The organism is Acinetobacter sp. 826659, from assembly GCF_000588515.1.
Taxonomy (GTDB): domain Bacteria; phylum Pseudomonadota; class Gammaproteobacteria; order Pseudomonadales; family Moraxellaceae; genus Acinetobacter; species Acinetobacter pittii.
The window spans coordinates 161,275-179,282 of sequence record NZ_JFYD01000002.1; the positions used below are offsets into that span (position 1 = coordinate 161,275).

Here is an 18,008-nt window from a genome sequence, read left to right on the forward strand (position 1 = left end):
CCCGTCAATGCGGGCTTTTTATTCTTAAAATAAATTAGGCAACTTGAACAGGAATGCAATTCGCTGTGTGGTTGACTGTATTATTTGGATTAGCATATACCAAACGTGGTTTATGAATATTTGCTTCAGCTTCAGTAAAATCACCAAATGTAGCAATAATTACTAAATCGCCAACGTCTGCTTGATGTGCAGCACCGCCGTTTACTGAAATAATTCCAGAGTTATCTTCACCACGAATCGCATAAGTTGTGAAGCGTTTGCCATTGGTTACATTCCAAACATGAATTTCTTCATATTCACGAATACCAGCTAAGTCCATCAATACGCCATCAATTGCACAAGAACCTTCATAGTGAAGTTCAGCATGGGTTACAACTGCACGGTGAATTTTGCATTTTAATAAACGAGATAGCATGGCTAGCGTCTCCTGAGTAGACCTAAGATGTAGATCTTATGGTGAAATCTTTAGCTTTTGCGGTTGGCAAAGTGGCTGATGCGCATTTTGCTCCTAAAAAAGCAAGATAGCAAGCATGATTGTTCAACAATTTAAGTGGGTTTATATGCATTAATTTGATTCATGGCCTGTGGAACTTGTCCTTGAACAAGTAGCTTCACTTTAGAAAGAGCATGATCAATTGCAGCATCCATCAGACTTTGTTCACTACTTGGTGCTTTTCCAAGTACGTGACCTGAAACTTTCTCTTTCGAGCCAGGATGTCCGATACCAATACGTAAACGGTGAAAATTTGGACCAATATGAGGGACAATGTCACGTAAACCGTTATGACCACCGTGTCCACCGCCTGTTTTAAGACGAATTACACCTGGGTTCATATCAAGTTCATCATGAGCAATCAAAATTGCTTCGGGAGCAATTTGATAAAATTTTGCAAATGGAACCACACTTTGTCCAGAACGGTTCATAAATGTAGTGGGTAGAAGTAGACGGACATCGTGTCCTTCTATATTACCACGTCCACTGATTCCGTGAAATTTCGGATCATTTTTTAATGTAATGCCATATTTGTCTGCAAGCTGTTCAATGAACCAAAAACCTGCATTATGGCGGGTTTGGGCATATTCTGAACCAGGATTGCCCAAACCAACAATTAGCGAAATATTTGACACTAATCTACGCCTTTAAACACTTATGCGCGTTTGAAGTCAGCGTGCATAGGAGTGTTTTTAGATGGGTGACGTTGTAACGCTTGGATTTTAACGTTTTCAACTTTGTCGCCCACTTTGATTTCTACAACTTCTTCAAAGAAAGCATTGCTTTCTAAAGCTTTTACAAGCTCACGAAGTTCTAAAGTAACAGTTACAGGCTCAGCGTTGCCACCATAAATGATGGCTGGAATTAAAGCTTCGCGACGAAGGCGGCGGCTCGCACCTTTCCCTTGTTTGTCTTCAGCACGCGCTTGAGCGTTTAATACGAAGTTTGCCATGAGTAAATCCTCATTAAAGTTTAAAAGACTAAACTTGCGACCAGTTTAGTGATAGAAAACCCCAGCCAAGGCTAGGGTTTATAAAAAGCTGCAATATTATAAACTATCGAACATTGCACTGATAGACTCTTCGTTATTAATACGACGAATCGTTTCAGCAACCATGCTAGCAACAGAAACCTGACGGATCTTGCCTAAGGTCAATGCTTCTTCAGAAAGAGGAATGGTATCAGTCACAACCAGTTCATCAATAACTGAATTACGTAAGTTTTCAATAGCCTTACCTGATAGTACAGGGTGAGTTGCGTATGCAACTACACGACGTGCACCAAATTGCTTAAGTGCATCAGCCGCTTTACACAATGTACCAGCAGTATCGACCATATCGTCTACGATAACGCAATCACGATCTTTTACGTCACCAATTAAGTGCATAACTTGCGACTCATTGGCTTTTTGACGACGTTTATCAATAATTGCTAAATCGATGTCACCCATCTGTTTGGCAACAGCACGAGCACGTACTACACCACCAACGTCAGGAGAAACCACCATAAGGTTGTCATGTTGTTGTTGACGTAAGTCAGCAAGCAAAGCAGGAGTACCGTAGATGTTGTCGACTGGAATATCGAAGAAACCTTGAATTTGGTCAGCATGTAAGTCGATCATCACGACACGGTCAATACCAACTGTGGTAAGCATGTCTGCGACAACTTTAGCTGTAATCGGCACACGTGCAGAACGTGGACGACGGTCTTGGCGAGCATAACCAAAATAAGGGATAACAGCGGTAATACGACCAGCACTTGCACGACGCAAAGCATCTGCCATAACCAAGATTTCCATAAGGTTATCATTGGTAGGGGCACAAGTAGGCTGAACGATAAATACGTCTTTACCACGAACATTTTCAGTAATTTCTACTGAAATTTCTCCATCAGAAAAGTGACCGACTGATGCAGCACCTAGAGGGATATGTAAGTGACTTACGACTTTTTGAGCGAACTGTGGATGAGCATTTCCACTAAAAACGACAAGATTGGGCATGAAGCACCCTTGGCGGTTGGTATGTAATGAAATAGATGGCAGGGGCGGCTGGATTCGAACCAACGGATGCCGAGATCAAAACCCGGTGCCTTACCACTTGGCGACGCCCCTAATGCGGCAGAACTTTAATATTTTTGCAATGCAATGTCAAGATTAATCAACAAAAAGCATAGCAATTAAGTCTGTCTTTAAAATAAGAGAATGGCAGGGGCGGCTGGATTCGAACCAACGGATGCCGAGATCAAAACCCGGTGCCTTACCACTTGGCGACGCCCCTAAATTCGATGATATATATGATGGCAGGGGCGGCTGGATTCGAACCAACGGATGCCGAGATCAAAACCCGGTGCCTTACCACTTGGCGACGCCCCTAATATAATCATCATTACAGGTGAGGTTGGCAGGGGCGGCTGGATTCGAACCAACGGATGCCGAGATCAAAACCCGGTGCCTTACCACTTGGCGACGCCCCTAACTTGTAACCTTAAAATGATTAAGAGGAGATTCTTTTAAGCTATTTACCAAGTAAGATTTACATGGCGAATGCTTAAGAATTTCATCAATATTCATTTCATTCGTTACTTCAATAAAAACACAAGCACCTGTACCTGTAAGCTTTGCTTGACCAAATTGATCTAAATATTGCATTGCTTCTTCTACTTCAGGGTATAACTGCCGAGCCAGTGGCTCAAAGTTATTTCCAAAATTAGAAGGTTCTAACTGATAGGCGCAAAATTTAGTGGTCTTAGAGTCTCTTGTCAATGTTTTTTGTGAAAAAAGCAATTGAGTGCTGATAAAACAATCAGGTTTTAAAATAATGAACTGTTTTTGATCTAAGTCTATGAATGATAAATGTTCACCGATGCCTTCAGCCCATGCATTTTTACCATAAATAAAAATTGGAACATCAGCACCGAGCTTAACACCATAGTCCGCAAGTTGTTCTTGCTCTAGGCCACATTCCCATAATTGATTTAACACAATAAGCGTTGTGGCGGCATTAGATGAACCGCCACCTAGACCTGCACCCATTGGAATATTTTTTTCAATTTTGATGTGCAAGCCACAAAATTTTTTCGCATGTGGTTTTAGTATTTGAGCTGCCCGATAAATCAAGTTTTCTTCAGCTCGAACTTCACTTAACCCATCGATTTTGATTTCTTCGCCCAAAGTCGGTGTAAATGTCATCCAATCATATAAATCAATCAGTTGGAAAATAGTTTGTAGCTCATGGTAACCATTTTCACGTCGGCCTATAATATGTAAAAACAGGTTGAGCTTAGCAGGGGAAGGAACTCGAATCATAGATTTATATAATTAGACTTAGCGGTTTTGGATGACCATTGTAATACGGTTTTCTTTATCTTCAGCAAGAGCTTGCTTTAAAACCAGTTTGTTCGGCAAAGTTTGTTCACCATCGTAACTGAAATTAACCGTCCAGCCATCTTCAACCAGTTGGCTCACTCGATTTGCAGCGTCTTTAGTAATTTGAGCATTTAGCGTTGCTGGTTTGGCTAAAATCCAGCTCGTTAAGTGCGTAATTGGTGCTTGCCAACCTGTTGCTCGCTCTAAAAGTTCTTCTGGAGAGGCAGCGCTAATAAGTCCTGTTTTAGAACTGTTTAAAGTTACTTCGCCTGGTTTACCCTGAATTTGGGTTTTTCCAACGCCTAAAATGCCGCTTAACTCGATATCAAAATTATCTTGCTGTTGAAGCCAGGTAAAAAACGCACTACCAGTTTGCTGTGGTGTACGAACCCCAATCTTACCTTGTAAATTAAAGTGTTTTTCGTCTTGAACTTGTTGGGTGGCTGCAGGTTTTGGTTGAGTAAAATGCTGACAACCGGTTAGAAATAATACACTTGATCCACAGATCGCTGTGCACAGTTGGGCAAATTTGCTCATATATTTAACTCTTTTTTGCAGATGTAGGTAAAATTAACGCATCAAGCTGTTGTAATTGTGGATCATTGGCATGTTTTTGTTTAAGTTGTTGTAACACTGCGCTAAATTGCGTGAGTGACCCTTGCATATACAAAGCTTTAGCATAACGAACGCCAATATTTATATTATGACTAAGTTCATACGCTTTGCCTAAGGCTTCCGCCGCAGCTTCATAATCGTTCTGTAAAAATGCAATATAACCTAGAGTATCAAGAATTGAGGCCTGTTCAGGCGCATATTCTAATGCTTGCTCTGCATACTGACGTGCTTCTTTTAAACGACGGTTTTGCAGTGCCAGTGTATAAGCATATGCATTTAGATACGTTGGGCTGTTGGGCTCAAGTTGTAATAATTGTTTTAAGGTTTTGTCCAGCTTGTCACGGTCCGTATATGGATCAAGTAATAAAACTTCCGCATAAATCAGTTCTGGGTCGTCGGGTAGGTTTTTAATTGCTTCATCTAATAGATTTAGTGCAGCTTTTTTATTGCCCATTTTCTTTAAGATTTCAGCTTGAGCTTGATATAAGAAACTTGCATGTTGAGGATAATTTACTCGTTCTTGAGTAAGGAACCGTAAAGCATCGTGTAAATTTTCTTGTTTATCATATATTGCGATCAAATTTCGTCTCGATACCACATATAAACTGCCATCAACTAAACGATAGTATGCTTTTGCAGTTTCATAATGCTGTTTACGCTCCGCATTAATAGCTAAGTAGTAATACGCTTCATTTTGATATTTTGCCGAGTTTCGTAGGTCAACAAGATATTGTTCTGCTTTGTCATATTGCTTTAAATCAATACTAGTTAAGCCTGCAATAAATAAGGCTTCTTCAGCTTTAGGGTTGGTTTCTATAATCTTTTCAAGTTTTTCTAACGCAAGCTGAGATTGGTTAATTTGTATGAGATAGCGGATTTCAGCTAATCGAATATCTAAATTTTTCTTATTTTTACGACTCGACTTTGCATACCATTTAAGCGCACCTTCTTGATCGCTGAGAGCAATAAGTAAGTTTGCTTTCATTAAAATAAAGCTCGTTACTTTAGGACGTCGACGTAATGCTTTGTTAATGTTGGTTAGCGCAGTTTGTAATTGGCCATTTTGAGCTTCTAAATTGGCGATGAGTGCCAAAATAGAAGGATTGTCTTTTTCTGCGCTAGAACGTAAAGCTGTTAATAATACTTCTCGATCTTGCGCATTTTCTGGAGCAATGCTAGCTAAAATTTGTTCTAAATCGGCAGTGGGATCTATCTTTAAAATTTTATCTAATGTCTCAGCAGCAAGCTGATATTCGTGCGTTTTTAAAGCAATATGTGACAAATAAAATAAAGCTGGTACATCTTTAGGTTCTTGAGCTACCCAGTGTGTAGCAATATTTAACGCAGCTTGTAAATCATTATATTCAAGTGCAACGTCTAAAGCTCTCTGCTTAATTGATGTAGAGTTGCTTTTAATTGCAAGCACTGTGTAATTATGCAAAGCGTTTGGAATATCGTCATAAGCTAGAGCAAATTCAGCGACCATCGTTTGCTCTAGTGCCTGATCAAATGAATGCACGGCATAGGTCTCTTGCACAGGGCGTGCATAGACATACGAGGACATGCTACCTAACAACAAGAATGTGGTAGAATACTGTCTTATCGAAGCACCGTTAAAATTAATACGGCTATTCATTTGACGCAATTTTTATTGATCCAAAGTAATGCTTTTTATGACACCGATGTTGCACAATAGCATAAATTTAGCGAAATGATGATCTGATATGTCTTTCTTTGCATTGGGTGTCAACCATCAAACAGCTTCTGTAGAACTCCGCGAACAAATTGCTTTCAATGCAGAGCGATTAAGTCGTTTGCTTGCCGAACAACGCCATCACCAAAACTTAAAGGATTTGGTGGTCGTCTCGACCTGTAACCGTACAGAAGTTTATGCCATGGCAGAAAACGCCGAAAGCCTTCTAAAATGGTTAGCCGATGCCAATAATATTGATGTAAAGCAGTTAATTCATCATGTTTATCGTTACGAGAATACGCAGGCCATTACACATTTAATGCGAGTGGCGAGTGGTCTAGACTCTCTCATGCTTGGTGAGCCACAAATTTTAGGGCAGGTTAAAAGCGCTTTGGCATTGTCTAAAGAAGCTCAAACAGTCTCTCCTGAATTAAATAGTGTTTTTGAATACGCTTTCTATGCAGCTAAACGGGTACGTTCCGAAACAGCGGTAGGTAGTCATGCTGTTTCAATGGGTTATGCAGTTGCACAACTGGCCTTACAGGTTTTTAGTAAGCCTGAAAAGCTTACTGTTATGGTGGTTGCTGCGGGTGAAATGAATAGCTTGGTGGCTAAACATTTGGCTGAAATGGGTGTCGCGAAGATTATTATTTGTAATCGTAGCCGTGAGCGCGCTGATCAGTTGGCTCAGGAAATTGCACATCAGGTTGAAGTTGAAATTATTGAGTTTTCAGCATTAGCAGAGAATTTATATCGTGCTGATGTTGTGTCGAGTTGTACTGGAAGTTTATATCAAGTTATTGCTTATTCTGATGTTAAGGCCGCATTAAAAAAACGCCGCTACCAACAAATGTTAATGGTTGATTTGGCGGTACCACGTGATATAGATCCTAAAGTTGAAGCACTTGATGGGGTCTATTTATATGGTGTTGATGATTTACAAAGTGTGATTGATGAGAACCTTGCTCAACGTCGTCAGGCGGCTGTAGAAGCAGAGGTCATGGTTAATCAATTAGCTACTCAGCTTATTACGCATCAAAAGGTTAAAGAGGCGGGGAGTACAATTCATGCTTACCGCCAGCACAGTGAAGAGATTAGTCAACAAGAGCTTACACATGCGTTAGAAGCTTTGCATCATGGTGAGAATGCTGAACAGGTGTTACAGCAATTTGCTCACCGTTTGACGCAAAAACTTATGCATCCCACATCTATCTTGTTACGTGAAGCTGCTAAAGCAGAAAATCCTGATTATTTTGAATGGTTACAACAGCATTTACAGGATGTATTTGATCATGAGCGTAAGCCAAAACATTAAGACAACAACTTTAAGCTAATTTGTTTTGTTAATTCATTCAATTGTTGTCTTAGATTTCTTGATTCAATTAAAGAAATCGGTGATTTCAGCTTCTGACGTAAATATCTTTCTTGCAGACTTAGCGAATATTCCTTAGCTAACTTGTCAGCTACCTCAGGTGCCTGTGTTAATGCCTGAATATTTGTTCTCTGCATAATATCGGCGATTTCATGACAGTAACTACTACACGCACCAAGCACATAATAAGTTGCCAGCTCTTGATCATCCGGTAAATCATCAAAAATACGGTTTAAGATTGCCAGTACTTTAGCCAATAATTCATCTTGCTGAATATAAGCCCGTAATCCTTCGAAATGAATATAAAGAAAAGGATGATGCATTAAAATTGCAATCGCAAAATCTTCGTCTTTGGTTTGAATGTTAAAAGATAAAGATGCATCGTGACTAATTTGTGGGGTAAAACGTTTACCTAAACCGAGTTTTTCACGGAAAGATTGAGTAAGCAAGTAGCGGAAAGAACCTTGTTTAGGTAAGAGTTCAGTTAGTTCTCTGAGTTCTCCCATGACTAAACTTTTCCCTTCAGGCGTACTGATATCGTGTTGACCTGTTAAGTGAGCAAACACGAAATCGGACAGAAGAGGAGCTTGTTGTAATAGTTTTTGGAAATTTTCGAGTCCTTCTCGACGGATGAGAGAGTCGGGGTCGTGATCATTCGGTAGAACAAAAAATTTGAGTTCGCGACCATCATTGAGAAGGGGTAAAGCAATTTCTAAAGTTCTGCGTGCTGCTTTTTGACCTGCTGCATCACCGTCAAAAGCAATCGTAAGACGACTATTTTGTTTAAATAAAATATTAAGGTGTTCAGTATTACTTGCAGTCCCTAAGGTTGCTACAGCTCCTGTAATGCCATATTGCTGAAGAGCAATGACATCCATATAGCCTTCAACCATTAACCAATCGCTAGATTTAAGCTTTCTACCCTCATAAAGTCCATAAAGTAGCTGATTTTTATGAAAGACTTCTGAGTCCGGCGAGTTGATGTATTTGGGTTTTATTTCATCATTTAAGGCACGCCCACCAAAACCAACCACTCGGCCTTTAGGGTCGCGAATTGGGAAAATGACGCGGTCACGTAACAAATCAAAATCACGCCCATTATCACTTGAGCGGATAAGTCCGAGTTGTTTTAAACCGTCAATATCATAAGGAAAAGCTTTTTCTAGATGTTGCCAGTCTTCTGGAGCATAGCCTAAGCGCCAAAGTTGAATCGTCTGATTGGTTAGTCCACGCTGTTTAAAGTAATTTTTTGCCTTTTGACTATGAGGTAATTGTTGTTCATAGAACTGAGCAACATTTTCCAGTAAGTCATATAAATTACCTTCTTGAACTGGTTCATCAAAGCTAAACGGCTGTTCGAACTGAGCAAAAGGGTCATCAAAAAATACGGGTTCAAGCGTGTTGTAGCTTTCATCTGATGGCTGCTGTGAAGTTACAGGCTCAGCCGTATTTGTTTTAACAGCGGGTGGTTTTGTAACCTGACGGGTATAAGATAGTTTTTTATTCTCAGTATTATCTTTGGGTAATTCAATTCCGGTACTGCTCGATAATTCTTTCATTACCTCAATAAAGTTTCGGTTATCAATATCCATAAGAAAACGGATTGCATTTCCGTTAGCCTGACAACCAAAGCAGTGATAATACTGCTTGTCACGGTAGACATGGAATGATGGCGTTTTTTCTTGATGAAAAGGGCAACAGCCGGAATATGTACGTCCGGTTTTTTTCAATTTCACACGCTGACCAATCAGATCGACAATATCTGTGCGATCTAGAATTTGATCAATCGTATGTTGTGGAATTGCCATAATTCAGATAACCGTATTAAAACTTGATGAGACAGTGAGTCAGAATATTCTGACATGATGAATCGAGATATGCCCAATAAATATTTTAATATTTTATAAAAACAAACAGGCAAGTGATATCACTTGCCTGTTTGTTGATGTTTTTTAAAGCTTAAACTTATTGAGCAGCGTCATCCGCACCTTGTGTTGCCTCATCTGATTGAACATCAGTTGAAGCTTCAGTAGAGGTTACAGCTGGTGCAACAGTTGTATTTTCTGCTGCTTGTGACTCAGGCTTGTCTAATAAACCGAAGCTTAAACGGTTTGTCCAACTACGTTCAGACTTAGGAGCTTCAACAGGTGTTTGCTCTGGTGCTTCAGTTTCTTCTTTATCTGAATTACCAATTAAACCAAAACTAACACGGTTGAGGAAACCACGTTTTGGAGCTTCTGCTTCAGTTGTGCTCTCTGGCGTTGCAGCAGTCGATTCACGACCAAAAATACCTAAAGTTGCACGGTTGATCCAGTTACCTTCTTTACGAGCAGCACGCATGTTAACTGTGCCGTCTTTTTTTACAAGGCTTGGATAATTAAGTTTTAAAACTTCAATATATTGTTGCGAAGTAGCTTTATCACCTAACTTGTCATAGCTATATGCCAAAGTGGCTAAAGCTTCTGGAATTTGAGGTGTTTGTGGATAGTGTTCAATCACCCATTGCGAACGTTCTGCAGCGGCGATCCAAGCTTTACGCTTAACGTTGAAGCGAGCAGCAGTCATTTCATTTTCAGCAAGTTCTTGCCCAATGAATTTCATACGCTGAGCAGCATCAACAGAATATTGGCTACTTGGGAAACGACGAATTAAATCAACAAAGTTTTGATACGCAACTTTTAAATAACTCACATCACGATGGGACTGTTGCAAAGAGGTATAACGCATCAAACTGTCGTAGTTTTGCTCCATATTGGCAACAGCACGAACATAATAAGCATAATCCACATTTGGATGTTGAGGATTTAAACGAATAAAACGTTCTGCTAAGGCAATGGCGCCTTCATAATCTTTTTGTTTAAATTTCGAATATAGAAGTTCAAGTTGTGCTTGTTGAGCGTATTGTCCAGTCGGATAATAAGTATCGATTGCCTCTAAAGACTTGGTCGCATCAAGATATTGACCACGGTCAAGCGACTTTTGGGCCTTTTCGAAGTAAGCTTGTTCACTAGATTGAGGGCCAGTATCGACCACTTCTTTTTTACTTGGATTGCTGCTACAGCCCACAAATGCAGACGCTACGCCTAAAGATAAGGCAAGCATCGTAATTTTATAACGTGGTAGCGACATAAAAACTCCTCTGTTATGTTGGGCAATGAGCTACAATTGCGCTATTAAACCACTTTTATCTCAATGATCAAATGACTTCAGCACAATCTTCAAACACAAACTTCTCTGAAACCGACTTCAATTTACTTGAAGATTCTGAGGATGCAGATAACCATACTTCTGATACAACTGCAACACGTTTATCGTTGCAAGTTCAGCTAGATGAAACCTATCTGGGACAACGTATCGATCAGGTAGCAGCTTTGGTGTGGAGCGAGTTTTCGCGTGAAAAGCTCAAGCAATGGTTGAAGGATGGCCATCTGTTGGTGAATGGTAACATTGTCAAGCCTAAGCACCGTTGTGAAGGAACAGAGCTACTTACGCTCGAAGTAGAGCTCGAAGCTCAGACGACGAGTCAACCTGAAAATATTCCACTTAATATTGTCTATGAAGACGATGATATTTTAGTCATTAATAAGCCAGTAGGCATGGTGGTACATCCAGGAGCAGGCAATAGTTCTGGAACTTTAGTGAATGCTTTGCTTTACCATTTCCCAAAATTGGCAGAACTTTCGCGCGCTGGTTTAGTACACCGTATTGATAAAGATACCAGCGGTTTACTGGTTGTTGCTAAAACTCTGGAAGCTCAGTTTTCTTTAAGTAAACAGTTGGCAAATAAAACGGTTTACCGTGTATATGATTTGGTTGTTTATGGAAATATTATTGCTGGCGGTACGATTGATGAACCAATCAAACGCCACCCAGTTGACCGTGTGAAAATGGCAATTTTACCGGGTGGGCGAGATGCGGTAACTCACTACAATGTAAAAGAACGTTTTAAAGATTTTACCCGTGTACAAGCTCGTCTTGAAACAGGACGAACACATCAGATCCGTGTGCATTTTAGTTATATTGGTTACGGTTTGATTGGCGATCAGGTTTATATGAACCGTGTACGTGTGCCAGCTGGTGCATCTGAGTTGCTCATTGAAACTTTACGTGGTTTTAAACGTCAGGCATTGCACGCAGCGAAATTGGGCTTGAAACACCCTCGTACTGGTGAAGAAATGCTGTTTGAAGCGCCGTGGCCTGAAGATTTTACACATTTAGTGAATGTGTTGCGTTCAGAAAACGCTGCATATTAAGGACGTGCATATGGAATTTGTTCAAGGTTTACCTCAAGGCGTATTTGTAGGGCAGACACGTGTTCAGCATCCTTTGGCATTGCCAACAGGTCAGGTTGAGTTATCTGGCTTTAATCTGGCTTTACATGTCAAAGATGAGGCACAACGTGTTCAACAGCATCGAATGATATTGTTAGATGAGTTTGCGGAATTTGGTGTTAAAAAAATGACATGGATGACCCAAACGCATAGTACGATTTGCCATACTGTAAATGAACAAATTCCCTTTAAAGCTTTAATTGGCGATGGTTTGGTCACCCAAACAAAAGGTCATGCTTTAATGATGATGACGGCTGATTGCTTACCTGTCGTGTTGGGAAATGCCGAAGGCAGTGAAGTTGCTAATTTGCATGCGGGTTGGCGTGGTTTAGCAGGTGGCATTATTGAAAATACAGTGGCCGCTATGCAGAATCCTCCAACTTGGGCATGGTTAGGAGCTGCTATCAGTCAACCTTGTTTTGAAATTGGGGCTGAAGTAAAAACTGCTTTTTTTGATAAATATCCAGAATTGGAAACAGCCTTTGTTGAGGGCGTGGCTCCAAATAAATTTCATGCAGACTTATATGCCATTGCACGCTTTATTTTGCAAAGTCTAGGTGTGCAACAAGTCTTAGGTGGAGATCAATGTTCTTATCAACAGGGTGATGAGTATTTTTCTTATCGTCGTGATGCGAAGACAGGACGTATGGCTACGTTTGTTTTTATGTAAGTTTTGATAACTTCCTTAAATGACTCTCTTATTTTATATTTATTAAAAATAGGAGAGTTTTTTATTTAATTTGAAAATATTTCTATAGTATGTACTAGTGAAAACCTTATATTTCATATTTATAGATGAAGGTTTAGCAAGTGTTAATAAAATGATAAAATAGAAAAAATCGCTCAAAATTTTAATCTTATGTCTTTGCCTGAAAAACATCTCTCTATTGTCTACCACAGTCCATATGGTCATACCGCGAAGGTAGCTTCCGCTATTGCTGCTGGGGCAGAGGTGATGGGTGTAAAAGTACATTTAATGAATATTGAACATATTGATTGGGATGCGCTTGATGCATCGCATGGTATTATTTTTGGTTCGCCTACTTATATGGGAAGTATGACTGCCGACTTTAAAAAGTTTATGGACAGTACTTCTAAACGTTGGAAAGAGCGTTTGTGGCAAGGGAAGCTTGCAGCTGGCTTTGCAAACTCAGGTGGTCTAAGCGGCGATAAATTGGCTGTATTACAACAATTAAATATTTTTGCGATGCAACATGGCATGCTTTGGTCAGGTTTACCTTTAATGACGACAGGTCATGGCGAAAAAGATTTAAACCGATTATCGAGTTGTTTAGGTTTAATGACACAGTCAGATAATGCACCTGTTGAAATTACTCCTCCACAAGGCGATTTAGATACTGCAAAATGGTTTGGCGAATATATTGCTGGATTGCTTTACAGAATAAGTTAAATTAAGTTTTTGATTAAAAATAAATAAATTTAATTGTTTTATTTCGCTTACAAAAAGGTTGTATTTTTTTTGTTCTTTTTTGATTATTTTTTACCAAATGGTTTATTTGGACAATGATGTCTAAATCCTAATAAATAAAAAAACGGAATAATCATGAAAAACTTTTTAACAGCTCTTTGTATAACATGGAGTACTTTGAGCTATGCTAATTTAGAATCTGCGAATCTTGTTCCACTTAGTGACACAGAACTCTCAAAAGTCGAAGCGCAGGCTTTATTTTCATTTACCTATCCCGACCCAAAACAAGCCGATGCTTCAATGAGTCAGCAAAATATTGGTTTTTATAAATTAGGCTTGGAAGCGAATCTTGAATTAAATGCCAACGTTAATAAGTTGCAATTAGGATGTGGAGGGGTAAACGGTTTAGGTGGCTGTGATATTGACATTGATAACTTAAGTTTAAGTGGCTTAAGTGATACCAGCGATGGGCGAGCCTCTTCTTCTGCTGTTTTTAGTAATCCTTTTATTGAATTTGCAATTAAAAATCCAGACAGTGCAGCCTTGAGAGAAATTAAAGGCTTTCGTTTGAGTGCTGAAAAGGTGATGGGACTGCTGACTATGGGGCTTGAAAATTCAGAAACGCCAAATGGCATTAATAGTTTAAGTGGTTATTTGAAGATTAAAGATACCACTGGTTTAGCCTATACAGCCGCCCGTAATATGTCTTATCAAGATACAGGCAAGACTATTGATGGAACTGTTAATGCATGTATCGGACTTTGTATTCCTTTAGGATTTAACTCGTCTGATTATAATTTGCAATTACAACAGACCACGGCACCTATTGTAATTAATGGTCAAGTCATATCTGGTTCACGAATGAACAATGTCATGCTGAACGGGGTGGCAAATATTGATCAACTTAATTTCTCTGGAGATCTGAAAGCTTCTATTAATGCTGCACTAGGGTTACTAAATTTACAAAAGAATGTAACGGGTAGCATTACTGGATTAAGAGCGGCGCTCACGGTTGATCAAAACTTAGGATTTATTCATAAAATTGAACTAAACAATCCTTTCTCACTTTCCTTGCAAGGCCAGCAAATATTTTGGCCAGGTGCAGATGCTGCAGCAGAGCGAGGGTGGTGGATGGCTTTTGACGATGAAATTGATATTGGTAATGTGACGCCAAGTAAACAAATTGAGATCACTAATGATGTGTTAAAACAAGTGGTAGATCCAATTAGTGCTTATTTAACTGCAAACCCAGTAAGATGTAATCTTTTAAATTGTTTGTTTGGCGAAGATTTAGCAGTGGGTGAGGTTAAATTACCGAATACGATTGTAAATTTCCCATTGAAGGATTTACAACTTAAAAATCAATCTTTTGCACCCAACTGTTATGGCAATTTAAAATTCTGCTAAATTCATAAGTAATAAAAAAACCTTTAAAGTTAACTTTAAAGGTTTTTTTATTACTTATGAAATATACGAGCTTTATCACGCTGCCAATCGCGATCTTTTTCAGTCGCACGTTTGTCGTGAAGCTGTTTACCTTTCACAAGCGCGATTTCAAGTTTAACCAAGTGACCTTTCCAGTAACATGCTAAAGGAACACATGAGTAACCTTTTTGGTTAACTGAACCTGTTAGCTTTTCTAGTTCTCGGCGTGATAATAATAATTTACGTGTACGTGTAGCTTCAGGTACTACATGAGTAGATGCTGAAAGGAGCGGTTGAATTTGTGCACCAAATAAAAACGCTTCACCATTCTTAAAAATGACATAACTTTCTGTCAAACTCATGCGACCAGCACGTAAAGACTTTACTTCCCAGCCGAGTAAAGACATACCAGCTTCAAATTTTTCTTCGATAAAATAATCATGGCGGGCACGTTTGTTTTGTGCGATGGTTCCGCCATTATGTTTTTTCACTACTGTCGCTTTCGCCATAATTCAAACTTCCACAATTATGCCTATTGTGCCGTAAACTGATGCTAAGGTGAAGTTTTTCCTGCACGTCAATATTTCGCCTGATGTATAACTTTTGCTAAAATAGGTTCACAATACAATTAGAGTACTAGCGGATGTCTAAAACGCGTGTAATTTATCCTGGAACATTTGACCCCATCACGAATGGACACGTTGATTTAGTTACTAGAGCATCAAGAATGTTTGATGAGGTTGTAGTAGCAATTGCAATTGGACATCATAAAAACCCTTTATTCAGTCTAGAAGAGAGAGTTGAACTGGCCCAAACATCACTCAGCCATTTATCAAATGTTGAATTTGTCGGCTTTGATGGTTTACTAGTTAACTTTTTCAAAGAACAAAAGGCAACAGCAGTACTTCGTGGTTTAAGAGCAGTTTCTGATTTTGAATATGAATTTCAACTTGCCAATATGAACCGTCAACTTGACCCACATTTTGAAGCAGTATTTTTAACACCATCTGAGCAGTATTCATTTATTTCTTCGACATTAATTCGGGAAATTGCTCGTTTAAAAGGGGATGTAACCAAGTTTGTTCCGCAAGCTGTGGTTGAGGCCTTTGAACGTAAACATCAACAAGGTTGGTAAAGTGTCGTTATATATCACCGATGAATGCATAAACTGTGATGTTTGTGAACCAGTTTGCCCAAATGAAGCCATTTTCATGGGTGAAGTGATTTATGAAATTCATCCAGATTTATGCACTGAATGCGTTGGTCATCATGACCAACCGCAGTGTCAGTTATTTTGTCCAGTAGACTGTATTCCTAAAGATCCGCAGCATGTGGAAACGGAAGATGAGCTATTCGAAAAATATAAAAAATTAATTGCTCAAAAAAGCACAAGCAATTAGTAAATAAATTTGTTAATATGCGCCCCTGAGGTGAGCTGGATGGTCGCTGCTGTGGAGGTCTTCGTGACTGAAGCAGGGGAGGAAAGTCCGGGCTTCATAGGGCAGGGTGCCAGGTAACGCCTGGGCGGTGAAAGCCGACGGAAAGTGCAGCAGAGAGTAGACCGCCTCATTCGTGAGGTAAGGGTGAAAGGGTGCGGTAAGAGCGCACCGCGTGTCTGGTAACAGTTCACGGCATGGTAAACCCCACCAGAAGCAAGACCAAATAGGAATCCTGAGGTACGGCCCGTACTGGATTCGGGTAGGTCGCTTGAGCGTATGAGTGATTGTGCGCCTAGAGGAATGACCATCCTCGACAGAACCCGGCTTATAGGCTCACTTCACCTCATTTTATTTAAAATTTTTCTTGACGTGCGTTAAAGAAGTTAAGATAATGCGCGCACAGTTTTCGGCTATGTAGCTCAGTTGGTTAGAGCACCGCACTCATAATGCGGGGGTCACAAGTTCAAGTCTCGTCATAGCCACCATTTTATAGACCACGCTCCTGCGTGGTCTTTTTTTATGCTCATTTTTTGATTAAACACAGTTTGTAAAGACCGACTTTATAGTTATGGCATTGTTTGTCTAGATCAATTTCTTCATGTTCTTATAACACTTAACAAGGATGTTGAAGACATGAAAAGGTCATTATTATTTTTAGGAATTTTAAGTTTAACGGCGGGAGTAGAGGCTTCTGCGGCTGATCTAAGTTGGGGAGATCCAACTTTAGATTCTGGTCAGTTTAAAATTTCTGGCGCAGTACGTTCCCGCTATTTGCATAAAGATTATGTAGTTGATGCAAATGAAGGTTCTCAAAATGATGATTGGCGATTAACTGATATTAAATTAGTGCTAGGTTATGAAAATCCAGATTGGATTGCAGGTGCGGATGCCCGTTGTTATCAATATGATCGCTTGTGTGATGCGATTTTTCTAAAAAAAGCTTGGGTAGGTTATAAATTATCTGATCAGCAGAGAATCACGGCAGGTTTGCAACCCGTTGATTTTGGCTTTGGCGAATTTTGGGGAAGTAGCTATTACGAAACTCTTTTAAATACTGTCGGTTTAGAAGATATCGATAATCTGGGGATTAAATATAAATTTGCAGATGATAAATATAATTTGACCCTAGGATTCTATCCCACTGATGGCGGAAATTATAAGGGAACTTCAAAGGACTCAAGCAGATACAGTGGTAACTTTGTGGAAGCTGATGATTTAACCACAGGTACTAATATCGAAGAAAAGAATATGTGGATTGCTCGAGGATCTAGAAAATTTGAACTTGATAAAGCTCAAAAATTTTCGACCGAGTTAGGTGGTTCAGTTTGGTACTCTGATTTAGAAAATAAAAGAACAGACGAAGATGGACACCGCAAGTCATGGAACGTTTTTGCTCAAACACAATATCAAGCATGGCAATGGATGTTCTTAGCGGGCAAGCAAGATGTCACGAATGGCGATAATTTATTTCCAAATAGCTCAACCATTGGAGCATTTGATTACCCGTATCAAGTCGCTAATAAGGGTAAATATTTGGTTAATGAAATTAACTATACCTTTGCTCAGTCATTCCACAAACTTGAAAATATTAAACCTTATATCTCTCATAGCCGCTTCTTTAAAGATGAGAATGGTTATAAAGACTCTGAACGCTTAATTGCAGGGGTTTATTTTAATTACAAAGCCATTGGTATTCAGGGTGAATACATTATGAGTAAAAATGATCCAATGGTTGGTGGTGGGGCTGATGGCCTTGCACAAGGTAGCAGTAATGATTGGGATAAATTATTTTATCTTTCAATCGGATATTATTTTTAAAATTTAAAAGCGATTTATTGCCCTAAGTG

General features: G+C 39.4%; 18 protein-coding genes, 5 tRNA genes and 1 other RNA gene. 10 read left to right on the forward strand and 14 right to left on the reverse strand.

The genetic code is table 11. From position 1 onward, the window contains the following. Positions 1 to 34: 34 nt before the first annotated feature. The 11 genes from panD to J663_RS05300 all read right to left on the reverse strand — a co-directional run bounded on the left by panD (position 35) and on the right by J663_RS05300 (position 6,108). Entirely contained in the window at positions 35 to 415 is a 381-nt protein-coding gene (panD, locus tag J663_RS05250) for an aspartate 1-decarboxylase (RefSeq protein ID WP_002120296.1), read from the reverse strand. A 131-nt stretch (positions 416 to 546) separates the two neighbouring features. Beyond that, positions 547 to 1,128 (reverse strand): aminoacyl-tRNA hydrolase, encoded by a 582-nt coding sequence (gene pth / locus J663_RS05255; protein ID WP_002120328.1) that lies wholly within the window; start codon positions 1,126 to 1,128, stop codon positions 547 to 549. A 20-nt stretch (positions 1,129 to 1,148) separates the two neighbouring features. Continuing rightward, on the reverse strand, positions 1,149 to 1,445 hold the full coding sequence (gene rplY / locus J663_RS05260; RefSeq protein WP_002120443.1) for a 50S ribosomal protein L25: 297 nt from the start codon (positions 1,443 to 1,445) through the stop codon (positions 1,149 to 1,151). A gap of 96 nt (positions 1,446 to 1,541) precedes the next feature. Beyond that, on the reverse strand, positions 1,542 to 2,492 hold the full coding sequence (locus tag J663_RS05265) for a ribose-phosphate pyrophosphokinase (protein WP_002120445.1): 951 nt from the start codon (positions 2,490 to 2,492) through the stop codon (positions 1,542 to 1,544). 36 nt (positions 2,493 to 2,528) lie between these two features. After that, a tRNA-Gln gene (locus tag J663_RS05270) sits at positions 2,529 to 2,603 on the reverse strand. 91 nt (positions 2,604 to 2,694) lie between these two features. Next, positions 2,695 to 2,769, reverse strand: a tRNA-Gln gene (locus J663_RS05275). A 20-nt stretch (positions 2,770 to 2,789) separates the two neighbouring features. Next, positions 2,790 to 2,864: transfer RNA gene (locus J663_RS05280), tRNA-Gln, on the reverse strand. Between the two features lie 26 nt (positions 2,865 to 2,890). Next, positions 2,891 to 2,965: transfer RNA gene (locus J663_RS05285), tRNA-Gln, on the reverse strand. After that, a complete protein-coding gene (ispE, locus tag J663_RS05290; RefSeq protein WP_033848302.1) occupies positions 2,964 to 3,797 on the reverse strand; it encodes a 4-(cytidine 5'-diphospho)-2-C-methyl-D-erythritol kinase in 834 nt (277 codons plus the stop codon). Before ispE ends, J663_RS05285 begins: the two co-directional genes overlap by 2 nt. Positions 3,798 to 3,815: 18 nt before the next feature. After that, on the reverse strand, positions 3,816 to 4,394 hold the full coding sequence (gene lolB / locus J663_RS05295; protein ID WP_033848304.1) for a lipoprotein insertase outer membrane protein LolB: 579 nt from the start codon (positions 4,392 to 4,394) through the stop codon (positions 3,816 to 3,818). 4 nt (positions 4,395 to 4,398) lie between these two features. Further along, positions 4,399 to 6,108: a tetratricopeptide repeat protein gene (locus J663_RS05300; RefSeq protein ID WP_005070953.1), complete on the reverse strand. Its 1,710-nt coding sequence runs from the start codon at positions 6,106 to 6,108 to the stop codon at positions 4,399 to 4,401. Between the two features lie 88 nt (positions 6,109 to 6,196). Here J663_RS05300 and hemA point away from each other — a divergent pair, with 88 nt between their 5' ends. Continuing rightward, on the forward strand, positions 6,197 to 7,480 hold the full coding sequence (hemA, locus tag J663_RS05305; protein ID WP_005803203.1) for a glutamyl-tRNA reductase: 1,284 nt from the start codon (positions 6,197 to 6,199) through the stop codon (positions 7,478 to 7,480). Here hemA and J663_RS05310 read toward each other — a convergent pair. After that, positions 7,477 to 9,345, reverse strand: a complete 1,869-nt coding sequence (locus tag J663_RS05310) for a DNA primase (RefSeq protein WP_033848306.1) — start codon at positions 9,343 to 9,345, stop codon at positions 7,477 to 7,479. The genes hemA and J663_RS05310 overlap by 4 nt on opposite strands. A 157-nt stretch (positions 9,346 to 9,502) precedes the next feature. Next, positions 9,503 to 10,666, reverse strand: a complete 1,164-nt coding sequence (locus tag J663_RS05315) for an outer membrane protein assembly factor BamD (protein WP_032004253.1) — start codon at positions 10,664 to 10,666, stop codon at positions 9,503 to 9,505. A gap of 71 nt (positions 10,667 to 10,737) precedes the next feature. Here J663_RS05315 and rluD point away from each other — a divergent pair, with 71 nt between their 5' ends. The 4 genes from rluD to J663_RS05335 all read left to right on the forward strand — a co-directional run bounded on the left by rluD (position 10,738) and on the right by J663_RS05335 (position 14,704). After that, positions 10,738 to 11,790 (forward strand): 23S rRNA pseudouridine(1911/1915/1917) synthase RluD, encoded by a 1,053-nt coding sequence (gene rluD / locus J663_RS05320; RefSeq protein ID WP_032038599.1) that lies wholly within the window; start codon positions 10,738 to 10,740, stop codon positions 11,788 to 11,790. A gap of 10 nt (positions 11,791 to 11,800) precedes the next feature. Then, a complete protein-coding gene (pgeF, locus tag J663_RS05325; RefSeq protein ID WP_033848310.1) occupies positions 11,801 to 12,538 on the forward strand; it encodes a peptidoglycan editing factor PgeF in 738 nt (245 codons plus the stop codon). 189 nt (positions 12,539 to 12,727) lie between these two features. Next, the gene (locus J663_RS05330) at positions 12,728 to 13,279 is read left to right on the forward strand and encodes a flavodoxin family protein (protein ID WP_033848311.1); all 552 of its coding nucleotides are present in this window, start codon (positions 12,728 to 12,730) and stop codon (positions 13,277 to 13,279) included. A gap of 153 nt (positions 13,280 to 13,432) precedes the next feature. Beyond that, a complete protein-coding gene (locus tag J663_RS05335; protein WP_033848314.1) occupies positions 13,433 to 14,704 on the forward strand; it encodes a hypothetical protein in 1,272 nt (423 codons plus the stop codon). A gap of 50 nt (positions 14,705 to 14,754) precedes the next feature. Here J663_RS05335 and smpB read toward each other — a convergent pair whose 3' ends face one another. Continuing rightward, the gene (gene smpB / locus J663_RS05340; protein WP_002120348.1) at positions 14,755 to 15,231 is read right to left on the reverse strand and encodes an SsrA-binding protein SmpB; all 477 of its coding nucleotides are present in this window, start codon (positions 15,229 to 15,231) and stop codon (positions 14,755 to 14,757) included. 134 nt (positions 15,232 to 15,365) lie between these two features. Between smpB and coaD the strand changes: the two genes are divergently transcribed. The 5 genes from coaD (at position 15,366) to J663_RS05360 (ending at position 17,979) form a co-directional block, all read left to right on the forward strand. Then, positions 15,366 to 15,857 carry a pantetheine-phosphate adenylyltransferase gene (coaD, locus tag J663_RS05345; RefSeq protein WP_005070938.1) on the forward strand — a complete coding sequence of 164 codons (492 nt, stop codon included), beginning with the start codon at positions 15,366 to 15,368 and terminating at the stop codon, positions 15,855 to 15,857. 1 nt (position 15,858) lies between these two features. Next, the gene (locus tag J663_RS05350; RefSeq protein ID WP_033848316.1) at positions 15,859 to 16,122 is read left to right on the forward strand and encodes a YfhL family 4Fe-4S dicluster ferredoxin; all 264 of its coding nucleotides are present in this window, start codon (positions 15,859 to 15,861) and stop codon (positions 16,120 to 16,122) included. Positions 16,123 to 16,149: 27 nt separating this feature from the next. Continuing rightward, positions 16,150 to 16,505: RNase P RNA component class A (gene rnpB, locus J663_RS18560), an RNA gene on the forward strand. A gap of 64 nt (positions 16,506 to 16,569) precedes the next feature. After that, positions 16,570 to 16,646, forward strand: a tRNA-Met gene (locus J663_RS05355). Between the two features lie 148 nt (positions 16,647 to 16,794). Continuing rightward, entirely contained in the window at positions 16,795 to 17,979 is a 1,185-nt protein-coding gene (locus J663_RS05360) for a porin (RefSeq protein WP_033848318.1), read from the forward strand. The last annotated feature ends 29 nt before the right edge of the window (positions 17,980 to 18,008 follow it).